Consider the following 21,419-nt stretch of genomic DNA (forward strand, 5'->3'; position numbering starts at 1 on the left):
TTTTATGCGGAAGCGACTTCCGCCTGCCTGGCACCCGGACCGGCAAACATCGAGCGGCCGGGGATCGCATCCAGCAGCGCACGCGTATAGGCGTCGGTGGGATTCTGGAAGATCTTCTGCGTTTCGCCCTGTTCGACGATCTCGCCGCGCCGCATCACCACGATGCGGTCGGCGATTTCAGCGGCGACGCGCAGGTCATGGGTGATGAAGATCATCGCCAGGTTCATCTCCTCGCGCAGTTCGGCGAGGAGCTGCAGCACCTGCGCCTGTACCGAGACGTCGAGCGCCGAGACCGCCTCGTCCGCCACAAGCACCGAAGGCTTCAGGGCCAGCGCACGCGCGATACAGATGCGCTGCCGCTGACCGCCGGAGAATTCGTGCGGATAGCGGTTGGCCGCGCTCTCCTGTAGGCCCACGCGGGCCAGCAGGCGCTTCGCATCGGCCATGGCTTCCTTCGAGGGCGTGCCATAGGCAATCGGGCCGCCGGCAATGGCGTCGCCCACCTTCTGGCGTGGATCGAGCGCCGCGAAGGGATCCTGGAACACGATCTGGATCTTGCGGCGCATCTGACGCAGCCGCTCGCCGCGCTGTGATAACAGATCCTTACCATCGAAATGAACCGAGCCCGTGTCAGGCTCGATCAGCCGCATAATCAGCCGACCCAGCGTGGACTTGCCCGAGCCGGACTCGCCGACGATGGCCACCGTCTCGCGCGCCTTCAGACCGAGCGAGATGTTCTGCACGGCATCGGTCCGGCGCGGCGGCAGGAACATGCCCTGTTTGGTGATGAAGGTCTTGTTCAGCCCGACCGCATCGAGCAACGGCTCACCGGTGATCTTGCGATCGGCTTTGGTCAGCGAGCGCGCGCCGGGGACGGCGGCGATCAGGCTCTTGGTGTAATCGTCCTTCGGATTACGCAGGACCTCGTCGACGGTGCCCTGCTCAACGACACGGCCGTTGCGCATGACGACGACGCGATCAGCGACATCGGCAACGACGCCAAAATCGTGGGTGATCAGCAGCACGCCCATGCCGCGCTCCGACTGGAGCTTCTTCACCAGCGCGAGAATCTGCTTCTGCGTGGTGACGTCGAGCGCCGTGGTCGGCTCGTCGGCCAGCAGCAACGCCGGATTATTCGCCATCGCCATCGCGATCATGATGCGCTGACGCTGGCCGCCCGAGAGCTGAAACGGAAAGCTGCGCGCGAGCGCCACCGGATCCGGCAGGCCAACGTCCCGGATCAACTCCTGCACGCGCGCATCCACCGCCTCTTTGGGCGGCGTCGGCTTGGTGTGTGTGATGATCGATTCCGCAATCTGCTGGCCGACACGGGCCAGCGGATTGAGCGCGCTGAGTGGCTCCTGGAAAATCATCGAGATCGCGCCGCCGCGCAGCTTGCGCATTGTCGGCTCATCGGCCTTGGCGATGTCGTTACCATTGAAGCTGATGCTGCCCTGCGCAACGCCCGTTCGGTCGGGCAGCAGTCGCAGGATCGCATGCGCGGTCATCGACTTGCCGGAGCCGGACTCGCCGACGAGACAGACGATTTCGTTGCGGTTGACGGTGAGCGATACGTCCTCGATGGCAAAAGGACGATCTGCGCCCGGCGGCAGGCTGATGGAGACGTTCTCGATGGCAAGCAGTGTTTTGTCGGTCATGGATACTATCGCTTGCGTGAGATACGGGGGTTCAGCGTGTCATTGAGACCTTCACCCACGAGATTGATGGCGAGCACCGTGAGCAGGATGGCTAGACCGGGAAACACGCTCATCCACCACGCCTGCCGGATCACGGTACGAGCGGCGCCGATCATGAAGCCCCACGACATCAGATTGGGATCGCCGAGACCCATGAAGCTCAACGCGCTCTCGATCAGGATGGCGCTGGCGACCGCAAGCGATCCGGTGACGATAATCGGCGAGATCGCGTTCGGCAGGATGCGGCGCAGCACCACGGTCAGCGGACGCTGGCCCTGGCAGACCGCAGCTTGCACGAACTCACGCCCGCGCAGCCGCATGAACTCGGCGCGCGTCAGGCGTGCCAGCGGCGGCCAGCTGACGATGCCGATTGCGAAGATGATGTTGGAGATCTTCGGCCCGATGGTCGCGACCAGCAAGATGGCGAGAATGAAGCCCGGGATGGTCTGGAACAGCTCGGTGATACGCATCATCACCTCATCGACCTTGCCGCCGAAATAGCCGGCGGTTGCGCCGATGGTGACGCCGATAACCAGCGAGGTTAGCGTCGAGATGACGCCGATGATCAGCGAAATCCGCGCACCATGCGCGATGCCGGCAGCGACGTCACGGCCGAGCATATCGGAGCCAAGCCAGAGCCCTTCACTGAACGGCGGCTGGAACGGCGCGCCGACCATGTCCCAGGGATCGTCGGGGAACAGCCACGGGGCCGTCACCGCGAGGAGGACCACCGCGAGGAGGACGATCAGACCAATCATCCCGGTGGGATGGCGGAGAAACGATTTGAGCGTAGACATCATATAATCCCGTTCACGATGCCGCGCGCACGGAGACGCGCGGATCGATCACCCGGTAGATCGCATCGGTAAGAAGGTTGAGCGCGATCACGATCACCGACATCACCAGAAACACGCCCAGCAACACCGGATAGTCGCGCTGCAATAGCGCATCATAAATCAGACGTCCGAGACCCGGCCAGGCAAACACAGTCTCGATCACCACCGCGCCACCCACCAGCGCACCCGCCTGCATGCCAGCGACGGTGACGATCGGCAGCATCGCATTGCGCAGGATATGGCGAATGATGATACGGCCCTGCTTCAGGCCTTTGGCCTTGGCGGTCTTGATGAAATCCTGATGGGTGACGTCCAGCACCGACGAGCGCATCAGGCGGGTGTAGATCGCGAGATAGACGGCCGCGAGTGACACCGCCGGCAGGATCAAATGCCAGCCGATGTCGAACATGCGCTGCAATGCGGTCATCGGCACACCGATGGTCACGTAACCAAACGCCGGCAGCCAATCGAGTTGCACCGAAAACAGCAAAACCAGCATCAGGCCAAGCCAGAACACCGGCGTTGCATAAAGCAGCAGCGACACGACGGTCAGCACCGTGTCGGACCACTTACCGGCGCGGACACCGGCCAGCGTGCCAAGAATGATGCCTGACAGAAGCGCGAGGCTGAAAGCCGTCGCCGTCAGCAACAGTGTTGCCGGCAGACGCTCGAGAATGAGCGACGCCACGGTCCGCTGCTGGCGATAGGAATAACCAAGGTCGAGCGTCACGACGCGCTTCAGATAGGTGGCGAGCTGAATCGGATAGGGCTTGTCGAGCCCGTATTCAGCGCGCAGCTGCGCCAGAAGCTTTTCGTCGGATGCGCCGCTCTGGCCGGCAATCACCTGCGCGGGATCGCCAGGTGCGGCATGAACGAGAATAAAGTTGAAGGTCGCAATGACCAAAACGACGGCTACGAATTTGACAAACCACCCCGCAAGCGCGAGGGCGATCGCGAACACGCGACCGCCTTTTGCATTGACCGATACCGCCGTCATCCGAAGCTCACGTCGCTGAACGATTCATGCACGCCGATCGCTGTTGTAGTCACGTTCTTGAGGCGCTTGTCGATGAAGGTGGGATAGGCCTGCTCGAACATCCAGACCACCGGCACATCCTCGACCAGGATCTTCTGCACCTGGCTGTAGAGTTCCTGACGCTTGGCCTCGGAGGTCGAGGTTGCAGCCTCTTCGAACAGACGGTCGACTTCCGGATTGGAATAGCCTGCCGTGTTCGAGAATAGGATGCCCTTCTTGATATTCGACGAGATGTAGGTGCGCGACACGCCGAGTGCGGGATCGCCGAACTGATAGACCAGGTTGCCCGTCATCTCGTAGTCCCAGTTGCTGAACTTCTCGGCCCAGCCACCGACATCGGTATTCTCGATCTGCACATCGATGCCGACGCGGCCGAGCGACTGGCGAATGAACTCGGCCGCGCGCTGATAGATTTCACCATAGGGCGGGGTGAGATACTTGATGGTGACGCGTTTGCCGCCGGCACTTGGCTTGAGCCCCATCTCGTCGAGCAGCGCCTTTGCCTTGTCCAGCGAGTAATCGTAACGCTTGACGTTTTTCTCGTAGAACCTGGTCGCCGACGACACCGGACCGGTCGCAACCTTGGGCAGACCGAAGTAAACGCGCTGTGCCATCGATTTCAGATCGAGCGCATAGGCAATGGCCTGACGGAAACGCTTGTCGTCCATCGGCTTGATGCGGTTGTTGAGTTCGAGCCACTGATGTGGAGCGAAATATTCGTAACCCTTCGTGGTCAGCTCGAAATTCGGCAACTTCGACAACCGCGCTACATCGAACATTTCGATGTCGTTCCACTGCGTCAGCTGAATCTTGCCCTGCTCCAGCGCAACAGCGCGTGACGCCGAGTCGGGAATAATGCGATAGATGATTTCGTCGAGATACGGCTGATCTTTGCGGTAATAGCCTTCGTGCTTGACGAGATGAACATGCGAGCCCTTCACCCATTCCTTGAGCTTGAACGGGCCTGAGCCGATCGCCTGCGCATTCGCCGGGTTCTTGCGATATTCCGTGCCGTCATAGATATGCTTGGGCACGATTGGACCGGTGGTGCAGTCGAGCGCGGTCAGGAACGGGGCAAAGGTCGACTTCAGCTTGAACACCACGGTGAGCGGATCCGGCGCATCGGCCTTTTCGATGCGCGAGTAAATCCCGCGCGCACGTGCATGGGTCTCCGGCAGCAGCTTGGTCATCGAGAAGATGACGTCGTCAGCCGTCAGCGGCTTGCCGTCATGAAAGGTAATGCCGGGGAACAGTTTGAATGTATAGGTCAGGCCGTCCGGCGACACTTCCCACGACTGTGCGAGGCCCGGCATCGGCTTGAGGTCAGGGCTATAGCGCAGCAGGCTCTCATAAATCTTGCCGCCCAGTGTCAGCGTCGGCTGCTGCTGGTTCAGTGCCGTGACGAGGATCGGAGGCTCTGGCTGAATGATCGTGTTCAGCGTGCCGCCTTTGGTTTGGCCAGCGGCACGGGTGATGCCGAGGGGGATACCCGAGAGCGCAACCGCGCTCACGCCCATCAGCTTCGCGAATTCACGTCTATTCATAGCCTCTTCCTTTAAACATTGACGCCTGACAGTGGCTGTAGCCGGACGCTTACACGTCCGGCTACAGCCAAGCCATCAAATGACTTTCAGTAACTTCGGCTTCAACCGAGCGTCACGGCTCCAAAAGTCTCGTGCACACCGATGCCGGTGGTGATGACGTTCTTCAACCGCTTGTCGATGAAGTTGGGGAAGCCTTGCTCGACCATCCATGCGATCGGGACTTCTTCTACGACAATTTTCTGCACGGCCGTGTAGAGTTCCTGACGTTTTGCGTCAGAGGTCGCCACGGCGGCTTCCTCGAATAGCCGGTCTACTTCCGGATTGGAATAGCCCGCGATATTTGAGAACAGAATACCCTTACGGATATTCGCCGTGATGTAACTGCGCGACACGCCCAGCGCCGGATCGCCGAACTGGTAGAGCAGATTACAGGTCATCTCGTAATTCCAGTTGCTGGTGCGCTCGGCCCAGCCGGCGAGATCGAGATTTTCCAGTTGCAGATCGATGCCGACACGACCGAGCGATTGCTTGAAGAATTCGGCCGAGCGCTGCCAGATTTCGCCATAGGGCGGAACCAGGAATTTGATGCTGACGCGTTTGCCGTCAGCGCCGGGCTTCAGGCCCATCTCGTCGAGCAGAGCTTTCGCCTTGTCCAGCGAGTAGTCGTACTGCTTGACATCTTTTTCGTAGAACCGGGTCTTCGACGAAACGGGTCCGGTCGCCACCTTCCCGAGATTGAAGAACACGCGTTGCAGCAGCGCTTTGCGATCGACCGCGAACATGACCGCCTGGCGGAAGCGCTTGTCGTCCATCGGCTTGACGCGAAGATTGAACTCCAGCCAGAAATGCGGCGCGAAGAACTCGTAGCCCTTGGTGGTCATTTCGACATTGGGCAGCTTCGAGAGACGCGCAACGTCGAACAGTTCGACGTCGGTCCACTGCGTCAATTGGACCTTGCCCTGTTCCAGCGCGACGGCACGCGATGCGCCGTCCGGAATCACGCGATAGATGATCTCGTCGAGATGCGGCTCGCCCTTGCGGTAATAGCCCTCGTGTTTAACGAGATGGACATGCGAGCCCTTGACCCATTCCTTGAGCTTGAACGGGCCCGAGCCGATCGCCTGCGCATTGGCAGGGTTCTTGCGGAAATCGGTGCCGTCATAGATGTGCTTCGGCACGATCGGCGCGGTGGTGCAATCGAACGAATTGAGGAACGGCGCGAACGGCGCCTTCAGCGTGAACACCACCGTGAGTGGATCGGGCGCTTCGGCCTTGTCGATGCGCAGGAAGGTGCCGCGCGCACGCGCATGGGTTTCGACGAGGACCTTGGTGACCGAGAACACCACGTCTTCCGACGTCAACGGCTTGCCGTCATGGAAGGTGATGCCTGGAAACAGCTTGAATGTATAGACGAGGCCATCGGGTGAAACGGTCCAGGACTCAGCGAGACCGGGCAGCGGCTTCAGATCGGCGCCGTAGCGGAGCAGGCTCTCATAGATCTTGCCGCCCAGCGTCAGCGTCGGCTGCTGCTGGTTGAGCGCCGTCACCAGGATCGGCGGCTCGGGCTGGATGATTGTATTGAGCGTGCCGCCCCTGGTCTGACCCACGGCGCGGGTGACGCCGAGGGGAATTCCCGAAAGCGCCGTCGCACTCAAACCCAATAGCTTCGCGAATTCACGTCTGTTCATCTTAATTCCTTTGTAGCAAAGATATTTGAAGCGCTCAACGTCATCCGAAACTCACCGCCCCGAATGTCTCGTGCACCCCGATCGCCGTCGACAACACGTTCTTCAGCCGCTTGTCGATGAAGTTCGGATAGTCCTGCTCGAACGTCCAGACCACAGGAACGTCCTCAACGAGAATTCTCTGGACCTGACTATAAAGCTCCTGCCGCTTGTCATCGGATGTCGCCACGGCTGCTTCTTCGAACAGGCGATCAACTTCCGGATTGGAATAACCGGCGGTGTTCGAGAACAGGATGCCCTTCTTGATATTCGATGTGATGTAAGTGCGCGCCACACCGAGTGCGGGATCGCCGAACTGGTAGACCAGGTTGGCGGTCATATCGTAATCCCAATCGGCGAACTTTTGCGCCCAGCCGGCGATATCGGTTGTCTGCAATTGCAGATCGATGCCGACGCGCCCGAGTGACTGGCGCAGGAACTCGGCGGCGCGCGTATTGGCCTCGCTGACTGGCGAGATCAGATAGCGCAGCGTAACGCGCTTGCCATCCGGACCCGGCTTCAGCCCCATCTCGTCGAGCAGCGCCTTCGCCTTATCGACAGAGTAGTCATAGGTCTTGACGTTCTTGTCGTAGAATCGGGTCTTCGACGAAATCGGGCCGGTCGCCAGCTTGCCGAGCCCGAAATAGATTCGCTGCAGCATCGCCTTGCGGTCGATCGCATGCATCACGGCCTGACGAAAACGCTTGTCGTCCATCGGCTTGATGCGGTTGTTGAGTTCGATCCATTGATGTGGTGCGAAGAATTCGTAGCCCTTGGTGGACACCTCGTAATTCGGCAGTTTCGACAACCGCGGCACCTCGAAGAATTCGATATCGCCCCACTGCGTCAGCTGCACCTTGCCCTGCTCGACCGCCACGGTACGCGACGCACCATCGGGGATCGCGCGGTAGATGATTTCGTCGAGATAGGGCTCGCCCGGCCGATGATAACCTTCGTGCCGGACAAAATGGATGTGCGATCCCTTGACCCACTCCTTGAGCTTGAACGGACCGCAGCCGATTGCCTGCGCATTGGCGGGATTCTTGCGATAGTCGGTCCCCTCATAGATGTGCTTCGGCAGGATCGGCGCCGTGGTGCAATCCAGTGACGTCAGGAACGGCGCGAAGGGCGACTTCAGCGTGAAGATCACCGTCAGTGGATCGGGCGCTTCCGCCTTTGCGATGCGCGCAAATGTCACGCGACCGCGCGCATGGGTTTCCATCAGCACCTTGGTCATGGTGAAGATCACGTCTTCCGACGTGAGCGGCTTGCCGTCGTGAAACGTGATGTTCGGGAACAGCTTGAACGTGTAGGTCAGCCCGTCCGGCGAAACCTCCCATGATTTGGCGAGGCCGGGAATCGGCTTGAGATCAAAATCGTAACGCAGCAGGCTCTCATAGAGTTTGCCGCCGACGGTGAGGGTCGGCTGTTGCTGATTGATCGCCGTGACCAGGATCGGCGGTTCGGGCTGGATGATCGTATTGAGCGTACCGCCTCTGGTCTGCCCCATGGCGCGGGTGATGCCGAGCGGGATGCCCGACAGCGCCGTAGCGCTCAGACCCAGCAATTTCGTAAACTCACGTCGATTCATTCAGCTCTCCCGATGGACACAGAGGGTTGAACGTCAGGGTTGCACTGACGCGCAAGGATGAGCTTGCAAAATTCAAGCCGCCGCCGTCGCCGGGCCGATCATCATCGCGATCGGGCCGGCATTGTCTGAGAGCCGAACATGTTCCGTGAATGAGCAGGCATTCAGTATCCCAGTGCCGGATCGACGCGGTTGAGTAGAATCTCTCCAGCCTTGAGACGGCGGATATTCTCGGCAATCTGGTCGGCAATGACGCGCGGTTTGGCCAATCCGGCCATGTGCGGCGTCACCAGAATACCCGGCTCCGTCCAGAGAGGATTGTCAGGCTGCAGCGGCTCCTTGTCGAACACGTCGAGAACCGCGCCGCGCAGATGGCCCGATCGCAATGAGGCAACGAGGTCTGGAACGTTCAGATGCTCGCCTCGGCTGCAGAGGATAAGTGCCGCCCCTTTCGGCAGGCGGGCAAAGCGATCAGCATTCAGGATTCCCATCGTGCTCTGCGTTAGCGGCAGCAGGCAGACGAGGATATCGGTCTGCGCCAGGAAATCGTCGAGCGCGGCGTCGCCGGCGAAGACGTCCACACCCTCGACCTGTTTTGCGGAGCGCGACCAGCCGGAGACCTTGTAGCCGACCGATTTCAGCAGAGTGGCAGCCTGGATTCCGAGGGTGCCGAGGCCGAGAATGCCGACGCGCTTGTCGGCGGCCGCGACCTGATCGTAGCGATGCCAGTGCCCATTGCGGGCATTGGTGGAGACGCGGTCGAACTCGCGATGAAAATACAGCGTGCCCCACAGCACATATTCGGCCATCGCTCTACCCAAGAGCGGATCGACGATCCGGCACAGCGGCAGGTCCGGCAGTGCCGTGTCGGACAACACATTGTCCACACCGGCGGCGATGGAATGGATCAGCCGCAAATTCGGCATGGTCGCCATCACGCCCGCGGGTGGTTTCCAGCAGACCACAACCTCCCCGTCCAGCGCGCCCTGCTCCGGCCAAGTGGTCACGACTGCGCCGGGAACCGCCCGCTTCAGGTGGTTCTCCAGAAAGCCCATGGTGTTGGACAGGGTTGTCATGAGAGTAATGCGGGTCATCGAATTCCTGCGTTTGTTTCTGCCCGAGCCTTTTCCGTTCCGATTGAATCGGAACGGGGCTCAGAATTGTTGTTTTACGCGTTTTCTTAATGCGAACCGGTACCCACTTCGCTGGAAAACGCGCTAGTGGCATGAAGCCTGCTTTGAGAATGGCAACGTCCGGAACGATGCGCTCAAAACCTCTATCCTAGGGTACGATGTCAGCGCATCATCTCCGTCTTCACAGGGTCAGGATTTGTCGCGTATGGGCCATATCTCTTCAATTTCATGCGCCACGCCGCGCCAGCGCGTCGCGCCGCCGGCCATGGTGAGTTTTTCCGGGTTCGAGGCCAGCGGCCGTCGCGCCGATGCACTCCAGGGCGCACAACGTCCGGTGGTTGCGATGGCTGCCGAATTCTCCTCGGGCGGCGTCGGCGTCCGGCACAGCCACCGCCGCGCGCAGTTCCTGCACGGCCTGACCGGCGTCATGACGGTCATCACCGAGACTGGCAGCTGGACCGTATCGCCGCAGCATGCGCTGTGGATCCCGCCCGGCGTTGTCCATCAAAGCCGCTGCTGGGGCACCGTGCAGCTGCGTACGCTGTATGTCGAACCCGAAGCAGCCAACGGCCTGCCGACGTCGTGCCAGCTGATGGAAGTGTCGTCGCTGGTACGCGCGCTGCTCAACGAGGCCGTCACCTTCCCGACCGAATACGATATGAATGGCCGCGAAGGCCAGATCATGAATTTGATGCTTGCCGAAATCGGCCGCATGCCCGCGGTGCCATTGCGTGCGCCGATGCCGCAGGATCGCCGCCTCGCGCGGATCTGCGAGGCGATCCTGCGCGAGCCCGGCAACAATCAGGATCTGGAATCCTGGTCGCAGATCGGCGGCCTCGGCCGACGGACGCTGACACGGCTGTTTCGCCGCGAGACCGGCATGAGCTTCGCCGAATGGCGCCAGCAGGTGCGATTGATGGAAGCGCTGTCGCGCCTGACCATGCGCGAGCCGGTGACCAATGTGGCGCTCGATCTTGGCTATGATAGTCCAAGTGCATTCAGCGCCATGTTCCGTCGCTCGATGGGGATTTCACCACGCGACTATCTGCGCTGGAGCGAACAGACGGAGGACTTGGCAACGTAACCGACGCGCACCAGCTTAGGACTCGACCGCTGGCCGCGCTTCCATCGAAGCACGCAATCGGCGAATACCGGCTTCGATTTCGCGGATGTCGTCGTCGAGCTGCCCGAGCAGTACGCCGAAATTGAAGTCCATTCTGTTGCGGACGGACGCCGCCAGCGTTTCGCGATGCACCTTGAGATCTTGCAACGCACTTAGCTGGTTTGTGTCGACATAGGCGGCAACCACAAGCTCAATCGCGCTTTTCACCGCAACGCTTTCTTCTCGGCTTCATCGATTTGGGCCTTCAACCGCGCTTTAGTCGCTCGAACACCGGGGAATGGTGCTCCGAGCCGGCGTGCCTGGATCTGAACGGAACTCTGCGGTCGTTTCATGATCACTGCGGCTCTGGCCAGCGATACTTTACGCGCGATAAGCCCTTTCAAAATTTCAATCTGTTCCTCGTCCCAACGATTTTTTGCCATCTGATCTTATGAGTGCGCTGAAATAACTTGTGTGTACGGTAGCTGCCCCTTTGCAACGCGATGTTCACAACTATTGTTCCCGATGCGCGCAGGTTGCAAAGCACAATCCCTGCCGGAGAAAGCACTGCGCGAAGTTGTGCCGAAAAATCGGAACGTGTTTCCATTGGTATCATTTCGTCAGTAGGGAACAGTACTGAAAAGGCTCCGGAGTGATCCGGAGCCTTTCTCTATTTGGCAGGGACCCCACTTGGTAGCGGGGTATTTGCCAGCTATGGCTCAGCCCTGCTCACATCACCACTTCGATCAGCTTCGGACCCTTCGCGGCGATCGCGTTGGCAAGCGCCTTGTTGAAGTCGTCGACGTTCGATACCGAAACGCCGGGGACGCCCATGCCCTTGGCGAGCGACACCCAGTCGAGCGTCGGACGGTCGAGGTTGAGCATATCGAGGGCGCGCTGGCCCGGCTCGCCGGCATCGACGCCGGCGAATTCACCGAGCAGGATTTGATACTTGCGGTTGGCGAACACGATGGTGGTGATGTCGAGCTCTTCGCGGGCCTGGGTCCACAGCGACTGCAGCGTGTACATCGCGCTGCCGTCACCAACCATGCAGATCACCTTGCGGTCCGGGCAGGCCACGGCGGCGCCGGTGGCGACCGGGGTCGAGAAGCCGATCGAGCCGCCCATGTTCTGCAGCCAGTCATGCGGCGCAGCCGCTGCGGTCGGCGGGAAGAATCCGCGACCGGTGGTCAACGACTCATCGACCATGATGGCGTTTTCCGGGATCGCATAGGCAATCGCCTGCGCAATCGTGGTGTGGTTCAGCGCGCCGGTCGGCTTCACCAGTTCGGCGAGCTTCTGCGGCTTCACATCCGATGGCTTGGCGCCGAGCGCGCCGGCCAGTGCTTCGAGCGCAGCGATCGAGTTCTCGCCGCCGGCGGTGATGCGATGCACTTCGCAGCCTTCCGGCTTCAGCATGCTCGGCTTGTTCGGATAGGCGAAGAAGGCCACGGGATCGTTGGCTTCCACCAGCACGATGTTCTTGAAATCCTTCAGCAGCGGAAGTGCGGCTTCGATCACATAGGGAATGCGGTCGATGGAGAACCGGCCGCGGCCGCGCGCCATGCGCGGATTATAGGTCTGGCCCATCACCTTGCAGCCGGTCTTGCCGGCGATCTGCTCGGCCAGCGCCAGGCCCTTCTCGGTCAGCCCCTGGCCGGTCATCAGCAGCAGCGTCGAGGCGCCACCGTCCTTCATGATCCTGGCGGCGGTCTCGACGGCCTGCGCCGAATAACCGGCGCTCTGCTTCTCGGCTGGCACCGGGGCCACGCCATCGGCCGCGCCCCATGCGGTGTCAGCGGGCAGGATCAGCGTCGCGATCTGGCGATCCTTGGCGGCGGCAATTGCTGCGGCGCCGTCCTTGGCCACCGACTTGGAATCCGGCGAGGTGTGCACCCACTGCGACATCGGACGGGCGAGGCCCTCGATGTCCGAGGTCAGCGGCGCGTTGTATTCGATGTGATAGACGGCATGCTGGCCGACGATGTTGACGATGCCCGAATTGGCCTTCTTGGCATTGTGCAGGTTGGCGAGGCCATTGGCGAGGCCGGGACCGAGATGCAGCAGCGTCGAGGCCGGGGTGCCCTTCATGCGGAAGTAGCCATCCGCCGCGCCGGTGACGACGCCTTCGAACAGGCCGAGCACGCAGCGCATGCCTTCGACGCGGTCGAGCGCCGCAACGAAATGCATTTCCGACGTTCCCGGATTGGCAAAGCAGACATCCACATTGCCCGCCACCAATGTCCGCACCAGGCTTTCCGCACCGTTCATCGTCTCACTCCGTTTGATTCAGGGTCGTATCTCGGTTTCTTGATCTCGGGGGCTGATGAACCATTGTTCGGAGGGCCCGTCAAAGGGTCGGAACGCAAGGCTTCGTTGTGAGGGCCGCGGGGCGGGCTGAACGCCGGTTATTATCGCTCCATCCGGGCTGTCCTCACACGGCCGTGGGTTGCGGATCGGGGCGATTTATGGCCTGTCTTGGGCCTCAATTTTTTCTGGCGAGGACCATGATGAAGCGCCTTTTTGCTCTCTTTTTTGCCGCAGCCGCGTTCACCACAATTGCGTTTCCTGCCGATGCACGCGTTCGCAACCAGCCGCCGGCGCAGGACTTCGAGGTCGACGACGGCCCGTCGCTCTCCAACTTCTTCTCCAATTTCGGCAATGGCGGCGGCAACAGCTCCGGCCCGATCCAGCGCCAGACCGTCGGCTTCCACAGCAATTACGCCCCTGGGACCATCGTCGTGAACACCGCCGAGCGCCGGCTCTATCTGGTGCAGCCGGGCGGCCAGGCGCTGCGCTATGGCATCGGCGTCGGCCGCGATGGCTTCCGCTGGGGCGGCGTCCACCGCGTCACCGCCAAGAAGGAATGGCCGAGCTGGACCCCGCCGGCCCAGATGCTCGCCCGCCGGCCCGATTTGCCCCGCCACATGCCCGGCGGCATCGACAACCCGCTCGGCGCCCGCGCCATGTATCTCGGCTCGACGCTGTACCGCATCCACGGCTCGAACGAGCCGGAGACCATCGGGCAGGCCGTGTCCTCGGGATGCTTCCGCATGACCAATGACGATGTCACCGATCTCTATAACCGCGTCTCGGTCGGCGCGACGGTCATCGTCAAGAACTGAGCTTGACCTGAGAACGAAGGCTTCCTGCGGGAAGCCTTCGAATAGTCCGCGGGGGCGGCACTGAACGCTTGCGCAAATACGCGCATTGCGAGAACTTGAGTAATAATGCCCGCCCCGACACCAGATCGATTCATCGTCCGGACGATTGCCGCGCTGCTGGCGCTAGCGTCTTTGACCGCCTTCGTGCCGCAGCCGTCTTATGCCGGTGCGAGCGAGCCGCCCGCCGTTACGGCGCGCCAGCGCACCGAGAAGAAGACCTTCACCGACAGCGAGATCATCGACGGTTTTTTCAAGACCGCCTTTGGCGCCGAATATCACCTCGCCGGCCGCGTCGACCGCATCCGCAAATATGAGCTTCCGGTGCGGGTCTTCGCCGAGGGCCGTGCCGACCGCAAGGCTCAAATCGCCAAGGTTGTGACCGACATCGCGCGCCGGGTGCAGCATCTCAACATCGCCATGGCGGACAACCGCGACGACGCCAATGTACTGGTGAAGCTGGTGCGCGACCGCGATCTCTATCGCACCATCTCGACCTTCTATGGCACCGACCGGGCCAACGAGATCCGCGACTCCCTCGACCCGCAATGCCTGTCCGGCTTCCGCAAGAACGAGGCCTTCGAGATCGAACGCTCCGACGTGATCCTTACCGTCGACAATGGCGACTTCGTCTTTCTCGATTGCGCCTATGAGGAATTGCTGCAGTCGCTGGGCCCGATCAACGATACCAGTACGGTGCCGTGGACGATGTTCAACGACAACGTCCAGATGGGCTTCTTCGACGTCTACGACCAGTACATCCTCAACATCCTCTACGATCCCCGCATCAAGGCCGGCATGACCGTGCAGGAGGTCAAGGACGTGCTGCCGCAGGTGCTCACTGACGTGCGTATCTGGGTGAGCAAGGTGAACGAGCTGCAGGATTAGCGGCGAGCGTCGTCCGCAATCGTAGGATGGGTAGAGCGTCCTCGCGAAACCATCGCTTTTCTGAGCTTGTGTGGTTGATGGGTTTCGCTCCTGCGCGATGCGCCTGCACTCCACCCATCCTGCGATCCCGCGTGATGCTCTCGGTCGTCGTGGCCCGACTACGCGAAGCGAGCTTCGCAATGATCCCAGGCTTCTGCACACGTCATGGCCGGACTTGTTCCGGCCATCCACGCCTTGCTGTGGATGTCGCCCAGGCGTGGATACCCGGCATGCGCCGGGCATGACGGCGTCTGGTTTGAGCGTGCGCGCGTCACGTTATTTCAGATTCAACTGTCAAACAGCCACTGCTCTCCAGACATGCGTCATCACCCCCATTGTTTGCGGCGCGGGGGCGCCGTCGTTCTTTGCATTCCCGCCCCTTGTGAGAGGGCGTGCGGAACGCCAGGTGCCCGTTGCACCCTTGGGCCTGATGCGATGCGGTCTTCCGCAATTTAGAGTGCATCAGGACTTTCGGAGGCGCCGAGCAAGTGCCCGGCGTTCCGCCTGCGGTGTTTTTTTCGGTTGCCTGCACATCTGCCATGGCGAACGGTCCCATCACCAAAATTAGTGTCCCAGGGCGGAGGGACAGGGTAGCCGCAAAGCACTTGGCCGAACGCGTTTTGACTTGGTCGTCCGTCACACTGTCCAGGGGTCTTTCCATCCGAAGGCCAAACGTCTCCTTGCCAGTGGCAGTGCTGGCGCAGATCCGTCCTGCCCGAAGACAGACGTCCCCCATGAACCGCGTGACGCCGCATCTCCGGCGTCCACCGCATCCCACCCCGCGAACGTGACGATCGCGATCGCCCCTCTCGGTGGGGCAGGACGGAGGGGAATATAAACCTGATAGGGATGGTGTCAACGGGATATAGGAAAAAAAGTTTCGGTGCGCCAAACTGTCATTCCGGGGCGCGAGGAGACGCCGAAGGCGGCGTATCGCGAACCCGGAATCCCGACATGTTTTGCGCTGAACACTTCGGGATTCCGGGTTCGCACTACGCGGCTGCGCCGCCTCGTGCGCCCCGGAATGACGAGCCCAGACACACGCCCCGGAATGACGAGAGAGATCCCCCTCACCCCCGCGGCTTCGGCGTGAACGGTCCCTTCGGCGCATTGCCGATCAGCGACACGACGATCAGCGCTGCCATCGCGAACCAGAAGGTGAGCCAGAAGCCGTCGATATAGGCCAGCGTATTGGCCTCGCGCTGCACGAGGCTTGCGAGCGTGCCGATGCCGCGCGCTTGTGCGAGACCCTCACCATGGCTGGCGAAGCGGCCGGTGAGCTTGGCAAGAATGCCGACGACATCGGCATCGCCGCTGGCGACATGCTGGCCGAGCAGATTCGAATGGATCTGCTCGCGCACGCGCAGCCAGGTGCCCATCAACGCGATGCCGATCTCGGCGCCGCCGAGTCGGAAGACCTGGATATAGGCCGCAAAGGCGGTGGCGCGCGACGGATCGGAATTCGACAGCGCGATGATCACGATGGGCAGCAGCGTGAAGCTCTGCCCAAGCGACTGCAACATCACCATCGGGATGAAATCGCCAAGCGCCCATTCATGGGTGAGCTGCGTGCCCAGGAGCGCGGCGGCGGCGAATGCCGCAAGGCCAATGATCAGCGTCAGCTTCACGTCGTAGTAGCGAATGAGCCAGATCGACAGCGGCACCAGCACGATCATCGGCACGACGGCATAGAGCAGAAACAACATGCCGGACTGCTCCGGCCGCAACAGCGCGATGTTGGTGAGAAAATTCGGCGCCAACGATGAATTGGACAGGCTGGTCATGGTGTAGAGAATGATCGTCAGCAGCGCGAGACCGATATTGCGCGACAGCAGCACCTCGGCATGCGCCCATGGCCGTTTGACCACCGACTCATTGATGAAGAAGCCGACGGTCAGGACCGTGCCGCCGCCAAGCAGCGCCACCACCGTACCCGAACCCAGCCAGTCCAGCCGGTTGCCCTGATCGAGCCCCGCATAGATCATGGCCATGCCGGTGCCGAGCAAGAGCATGCCGCCCCAATCGGCCTCGCACAGCACGAAGCGATTGATCGGCTCGCGCGGTGTGCCGAGCCAGACGAACAGCGCGAGCAGCGGCGCGATGATGACATCCTGCCAGAACATCCATTGCCAGCCGATGTGGCTGACATAGAAGCCGACCAGCGCGGTGCCGGAATTGAGCGAGAAGCCGACGCGAATGGAATAGATCGCAATGGCCGGTAGCCACCACTTCATCGGCAGATTGCGAAAGATGATCAGCAGCGTTGCCGGTACGAAGGTGCCAAGCAGCATGCCGTGCACGATGTTCAGCACCAGCAGCAGATTGTAGTCGCGCACCAGCGGGATCACCAGCGAGATCGCCGCATAGACCAGAGCGGGAATGCCGAGCACGCGGCGGAGCCCGAACACGGTGGCCATCCAGGCCACCGCAGGCGCGATGAAGATCTGCGACGCTGTTCCGGCGGTGGAGAGCCACGCGCCTTCGTCGAAACTCAGCCCCAGCGCCCCGCGCAGATCGGCGAGACCGATGGAGAAGATTCGCGTATCAAAATTGGCAAGGAACGCGCCGAGCAGCACTGCCCCGACCGCAAAGATCGGATGGTGCGAAACGCCCCCGGTCGAGACCGGGCCGCTTTCGATGACCTTACTTTCCGCCATTGCCGGCCGCCGGCGCGTCGGTGTTGATGCTCGCGGTCACCGACATGCCCGGCAGCAACCGGTCGAGCAGCGGCTGCCCCTTGTCGAGCGTGATGCGGACCGGCACGCGCTGCACGACCTTGGTGAAATTGCCGGTGGCGTTATCCGGCGGCAGCAAGGCGAATTGCGATCCCGACGCCGGCGAGACACGCTCGACACGGCCGCGCAGGGTCTCCGCGGAGAACGTATCGACCACGATATCGACAGGCTGGCCGGGCTTCACACGCGTGAGCTGCGTTTCCTTGAAATTGGCGATGACATAGACGTCGGGCAGCGGCACGATGCTGATCAGGCTGGAGCCGATATTCACATAATCGCCCGGCTGCACCTGACGCTCGCTGACCACGCCGTCGAAGGGCGCGACGATCTTCGTATAACCGAGGCGTAGCCTGGCAGCATCGAGCGTCGCCTTGGCGCCGAGCAGATCGGCGGCGCGCTGCTTGCGCGTGCCGGCGAGCACTTCGAGCTGATGTTTCTGGGCGGCGATCACCGCGCCACTCGCCTTTACATCGGCCTGTGCCTTGGCATAGGCGGCAGTTGCCTGTTCGAAGCGCTGCCGCGTGCCGGCTTCGGTCTGCGTCAGCGAAGCCTGACGTTCCCGCTCCTGTTGCGCCTGCACTTCCATCGCCTGCGCCGACACGCGCTGCGCCTCGGCCTGCGCGATGGTGGCGTATTGCAGCTCGACCTGGTTGGCGAGATTGTCCAGCGCCGCCTGCGCACCGGCGACGCCGGCTTCGGCTTGCGCTACCTGCGCCTCGTAATCCGCGGGATCGATCTGGATCAGCAGATCGCCGGCTTTGACGTGCTGGAAGTCGTTCACCGGCACGGCTTTCACGGCACCGGCCACGCGGCTCGACAGCCGCGTTGTCTGCGCGCGGATATAGGCATCGTTGGTGGTTTGCACCGCGCGGTTGCCCATCCAGATGTCCCAGCGGGTGGTGGCCAGAACGATGAAGACAACCGCGGCAGCAACGGCCAGCAGCGGAATCGCAAGACGACGCCACGCCTGCTGCGCGGGTGTCAGCGCAGCAGGCTGTGCTGGCGTCAACGCCGCAGGCTGTGCGGGCGGTTGCGCAGCCGGTTGTGCCGGTGTCGGCGCAACAGGTTGTGACGGCGCCGGTTGCGGCGTTGGGGATGCATCAAGCTGGGACATGTCTTCCTCGCAGCGACCTGAGTGACATTATGTCTCATGTCGTCGCACCCGATTCAATCGCCCGATATCGGCAATCCATACCGGTGCCGCAGCATTCGGGTTCGATTCGTACCAAAGACCGCAGATTTTATATCTTTTTGCGGCGTGCCGGTTTGTCGCCGCCATCAGATGGCGCCGGAGTATCCGGACCGCGCGGCTGCAGATAGCGTTGCAGCGCAATGGCGCGCTCGCTGGATTCGACGAGTCGCTCGACGCTCCCCAGCAATTGATGAAATTCGTCCGCGTTGAGACAATCGAACTGCACGTCATTGACCTGACGCTGCGTCGGATTGAGGCTCATGAGCAGCGCGTCACCGGCCTGCGTCACCATGAGACGCAGACGCCTGCGATCGGCGGGATCGACGAGCTTGTCGAGCAATCCCATCTGCTGCAGCTTGTTGGACACCGTGGTGACGAAAGCGCCGCTGAGATGCAGATGCGCTGCGAGTTCGCGCACGCTGACATCGCCTTCAGCGGCCAGATATTTGACCGAGATCAGCACAGTGTATTCGATCCCGGCCAGGCCGATCGCGGCGGCATGCCCCTCACGCACGGTCTCGTGACGCGCGAGGAACGCCAGCAATGTGTGCACGAGTTGCCGGAATGCATGATCGGAACCATCGACCAGCAGCGCCTTGCGCGACGTGGTCAGCGCCGGAGCCGGAAGTTTTGCCTTGAGCGCGGTTTTGGCTCCCGTCTTCACTGCGGGCTTGGCCGCGGCCTTTTCGGATTTACGCAGCGCCGGCGTCTTGGAGAGCGGCGCAACCTTGGAACGAGACATACCGCTTCCCAGTGAACGATCCGCCACAGGATTGGCTGGCGCCCCCTGCTTCGTCAAGCGATTCTGCATACCTTCTTAACGAAGCTATTGATCAAATGCATTTACTGGGTCAGGATCGGCGTCAAATCTGACGGGAGAACATCATGAAACTCGATATCAGGCGCCTGCTCTGCTTCACCGACCACAAGGAGGTCGAGGCCGGCCACCGGCATGACCAGCCGCTGCGCCGCGTCGCCGCCGTGGCCATCGTCGCCAATCCCTATGCCGGACGCTATGTCGAAGACCTCGCCGAGGCAATTGCCGCCAGCGTCGATGTCGGCGCCGTGCTGGCGAAGCTCGCCGTCGAGGCGATGGGATCGTACAAGGTGGAGAGCTACGGCAAAGGCGGCGTCGTTGGCCTCGGCGGCGAACTCGAACATGCCAATGCGATGCTGACCACGACTTTCGCGACGCCGCTGCGCGAGGCCGTGGGCGGCGCCGAAGCGTGGATCCCCTCTTTCACCAAGCTCGCCGCTCCCGGCTGCCTGATCGACGTTCCCCTGGCGCACAAGGACGCGCTCTATGTCCGCTCGCATTATGACGGCGTCTCGGTGACGCTGCCACCCGATGCGCCGGCGGCTGATGAAGTTGCGCTGATCGTCTGTCTCGCCAATCGTGGGCGGCTCAATGCGCGGGTCGGCGGGTTGAATGCGAGGGATATCGGCGGCAAGGACGGCTTGCGCTAGGCTGCGGCTTTGTGCGGCCTTGGACGGCCTTGAGATTGCGGAGACGGGTATGAAAACGGCCATCGTCAATATCGGCACCATCGTCACCGGTGATCTCAAGGCGCCGTTCGCCGACGGCGACGGCATCCTGATGCAGGATGGCCGCATCAGCGCGATCGGCACACTGTCATCGGACCAGGTGTCATCGGCCGATGTGGTGATCGACGCCGCCGGCACGACGGCGATTCCCGGTCTGATCGACAGCCATGTGCACATCACCTTCGGCGATTACACGCCGCGGCAGCGCGTGGTCGGCTATCTCGAAAGCTACGTGCACGGCGGCACCACGACGTCGATCACCGCGTCCGAAGTGCATGTCCCCGGACGCCCCAAGGATCCCGCCGGCGTGAAGGCACTGGCGCTGGCGGCCCGCGCCTGTTTCCTCGACTATCGCCCCGGCGGCATGCGCGTCCATGCCGGCTCGATCATCCTTGAACCGGGACTCACAGAGGCTGATCTGGAAGAACTGGTCAAAGCGGGTCTGTGGCTTGCCAAAGCCGGCTTCGGCGCATTCGAGACACCGTTCGACTACGCGCCCTTGATGCTCGCCGCACGCAAGCTCGGCATGGTCACCACCATGCATACCGGCGGCTCATCGATCCCCGGCTCATCGGGCATCTGGGCCGAACATGTACTGAAGTCCAATCCAAGCGTCTCGTTCCACGTCAATGGCGGACCGGTGGCGATGCCGGAAGCCGGCTTCGCGCGGCTCGTCAATGAGAGCGACATCGCGCTACAGCTCTGCACCGCCGGCAATCTGCGCACCGCCCTTCTGACGGCGAAGCTGCTCGACGAGGCCAAACAGCCGGAGCGCCTGCTGATCGCGACGGATACGCCGACCGGCAGCGGGATCATGCCGCTCGGCATGTTCTACACCATCAGCCATCTGGCGAGTCTCGGCGGCATGCCGCCGGAACAGGCGATCGCCGCGGCGACGGGGAACAATGCAACGGTCTACCGGCTCAACAGTGGGTTCCTGAAACCCGGCAAGGATGCCGACGTGGTGCTGATCGACGCCTGTGCCGGCGGCTCGCAGGACAATGCAATATCAGGACTTGTGAATGGCGACGTGCCGGCAGTGAGCGCGGTGATCACCGACGGCGTGCCGCGCTTTGTCGGCCGCAGCCGGAACACGCCGGCGGGGATGCGGACTGTGCGCGTGGCAGAGACGAGATTGCCGCGGGATTTTTCAGGAGCTGCGGCGCATTGACTGGGATTGCAGGGAAGCAGCGGCACGC

General features: G+C 61.9%; 18 protein-coding genes. 5 read left to right on the forward strand and 13 right to left on the reverse strand.

The annotated features are described in order from the left end of the window. Window positions 1-2: 2 nt before the first annotated feature. From AC1DUY_RS16980 to AC1DUY_RS17010, 7 genes are all read right to left on the reverse strand, one after another. On the reverse strand, window positions 3-1,658 hold the full coding sequence (locus AC1DUY_RS16980; RefSeq protein ID WP_478115725.1) for a dipeptide ABC transporter ATP-binding protein: 1,656 nt from the start codon (window positions 1,656-1,658) through the stop codon (window positions 3-5). Window positions 1,659-1,663: 5 nt separating this feature from the next. Further along, window positions 1,664-2,494, reverse strand: coding sequence for an ABC transporter permease (locus AC1DUY_RS16985; protein ID WP_120289223.1), 831 nt, complete (start codon window positions 2,492-2,494; stop codon window positions 1,664-1,666). 13 nt (window positions 2,495-2,507) lie between these two features. After that, window positions 2,508-3,530, reverse strand: coding sequence for an ABC transporter permease (locus tag AC1DUY_RS16990; RefSeq protein WP_478115728.1), 1,023 nt, complete (start codon window positions 3,528-3,530; stop codon window positions 2,508-2,510). Further along, window positions 3,527-5,113: an ABC transporter substrate-binding protein gene (locus AC1DUY_RS16995; RefSeq protein ID WP_478115730.1), complete on the reverse strand. Its 1,587-nt coding sequence runs from the start codon at window positions 5,111-5,113 to the stop codon at window positions 3,527-3,529. The genes AC1DUY_RS16990 and AC1DUY_RS16995 overlap by 4 nt, the downstream gene beginning before the upstream one ends. A gap of 101 nt (window positions 5,114-5,214) precedes the next feature. After that, window positions 5,215-6,801, reverse strand: a complete 1,587-nt coding sequence (locus tag AC1DUY_RS17000; RefSeq protein ID WP_478115732.1) for an ABC transporter substrate-binding protein — start codon at window positions 6,799-6,801, stop codon at window positions 5,215-5,217. 40 nt (window positions 6,802-6,841) lie between these two features. After that, the gene (locus tag AC1DUY_RS17005) at window positions 6,842-8,428 is read right to left on the reverse strand and encodes an ABC transporter substrate-binding protein (protein WP_478115734.1); all 1,587 of its coding nucleotides are present in this window, start codon (window positions 8,426-8,428) and stop codon (window positions 6,842-6,844) included. A 161-nt stretch (window positions 8,429-8,589) separates the two neighbouring features. Continuing rightward, entirely contained in the window at window positions 8,590-9,519 is a 930-nt protein-coding gene (locus AC1DUY_RS17010; RefSeq protein WP_478115736.1) for a 2-hydroxyacid dehydrogenase, read from the reverse strand. A 244-nt stretch (window positions 9,520-9,763) separates the two neighbouring features. On the opposite strand from AC1DUY_RS17010, the gene AC1DUY_RS17015 reads away from it, so the two are divergent. Then, complete coding sequence (locus AC1DUY_RS17015; protein ID WP_478115738.1) at window positions 9,764-10,642, forward strand: AraC family transcriptional regulator; 879 nt, start codon at window positions 9,764-9,766, stop codon at window positions 10,640-10,642. Between the two features lie 15 nt (window positions 10,643-10,657). Here AC1DUY_RS17015 and AC1DUY_RS17020 read toward each other — a convergent pair whose 3' ends face one another. The 3 genes from AC1DUY_RS17020 to AC1DUY_RS17030 form a co-directional block, all read right to left on the reverse strand. Next, window positions 10,658-10,867 carry a hypothetical protein gene (locus tag AC1DUY_RS17020; protein WP_139285955.1) on the reverse strand — a complete coding sequence of 70 codons (210 nt, stop codon included), beginning with the start codon at window positions 10,865-10,867 and terminating at the stop codon, window positions 10,658-10,660. A gap of 17 nt (window positions 10,868-10,884) precedes the next feature. Continuing rightward, window positions 10,885-11,103 carry a hypothetical protein gene (locus AC1DUY_RS17025; RefSeq protein WP_120288809.1) on the reverse strand — a complete coding sequence of 73 codons (219 nt, stop codon included), beginning with the start codon at window positions 11,101-11,103 and terminating at the stop codon, window positions 10,885-10,887. A 286-nt stretch (window positions 11,104-11,389) separates the two neighbouring features. Beyond that, window positions 11,390-12,931, reverse strand: a complete 1,542-nt coding sequence (locus AC1DUY_RS17030; RefSeq protein WP_089268028.1) for an acetolactate synthase large subunit — start codon at window positions 12,929-12,931, stop codon at window positions 11,390-11,392. A gap of 239 nt (window positions 12,932-13,170) precedes the next feature. Here AC1DUY_RS17030 and AC1DUY_RS17035 point away from each other — a divergent pair, with 239 nt between their 5' ends. Further along, window positions 13,171-13,785 carry a L,D-transpeptidase gene (locus AC1DUY_RS17035; RefSeq protein WP_081422064.1) on the forward strand — a complete coding sequence of 205 codons (615 nt, stop codon included), beginning with the start codon at window positions 13,171-13,173 and terminating at the stop codon, window positions 13,783-13,785. Between the two features lie 105 nt (window positions 13,786-13,890). Continuing rightward, window positions 13,891-14,709 (forward strand): DUF2927 domain-containing protein, encoded by an 819-nt coding sequence (locus AC1DUY_RS17040; protein WP_089268029.1) that lies wholly within the window; start codon window positions 13,891-13,893, stop codon window positions 14,707-14,709. A gap of 1,109 nt (window positions 14,710-15,818) precedes the next feature. Here AC1DUY_RS17040 and AC1DUY_RS17045 read toward each other — a convergent pair. From AC1DUY_RS17045 to AC1DUY_RS17055, 3 genes are all read right to left on the reverse strand, one after another. Next, window positions 15,819-17,405, reverse strand: a complete 1,587-nt coding sequence (locus AC1DUY_RS17045; RefSeq protein ID WP_089268035.1) for an MFS transporter — start codon at window positions 17,403-17,405, stop codon at window positions 15,819-15,821. Continuing rightward, on the reverse strand, window positions 17,392-18,597 hold the full coding sequence (locus tag AC1DUY_RS17050) for an HlyD family secretion protein (RefSeq protein WP_478115742.1): 1,206 nt from the start codon (window positions 18,595-18,597) through the stop codon (window positions 17,392-17,394). The genes AC1DUY_RS17045 and AC1DUY_RS17050 overlap by 14 nt, the downstream gene beginning before the upstream one ends. Before the next feature lie 127 nt (window positions 18,598-18,724). After that, the gene (locus AC1DUY_RS17055) at window positions 18,725-19,417 is read right to left on the reverse strand and encodes a MarR family winged helix-turn-helix transcriptional regulator (protein ID WP_478115744.1); all 693 of its coding nucleotides are present in this window, start codon (window positions 19,415-19,417) and stop codon (window positions 18,725-18,727) included. Between the two features lie 143 nt (window positions 19,418-19,560). Here AC1DUY_RS17055 and AC1DUY_RS17060 point away from each other — a divergent pair, with 143 nt between their 5' ends. Together AC1DUY_RS17060 and AC1DUY_RS17065 are read left to right on the forward strand one after the other, a co-directional pair. Beyond that, window positions 19,561-20,142: an amino acid synthesis family protein gene (locus AC1DUY_RS17060; protein WP_184514327.1), complete on the forward strand. Its 582-nt coding sequence runs from the start codon at window positions 19,561-19,563 to the stop codon at window positions 20,140-20,142. Window positions 20,143-20,191: 49 nt separating this feature from the next. Beyond that, entirely contained in the window at window positions 20,192-21,391 is a 1,200-nt protein-coding gene (locus AC1DUY_RS17065; RefSeq protein WP_478115746.1) for an amidohydrolase family protein, read from the forward strand. The last annotated feature ends 28 nt before the right edge of the window (window positions 21,392-21,419 follow it).

Source organism: Tardiphaga sp. P4_G1 (genome assembly GCF_056401215.1).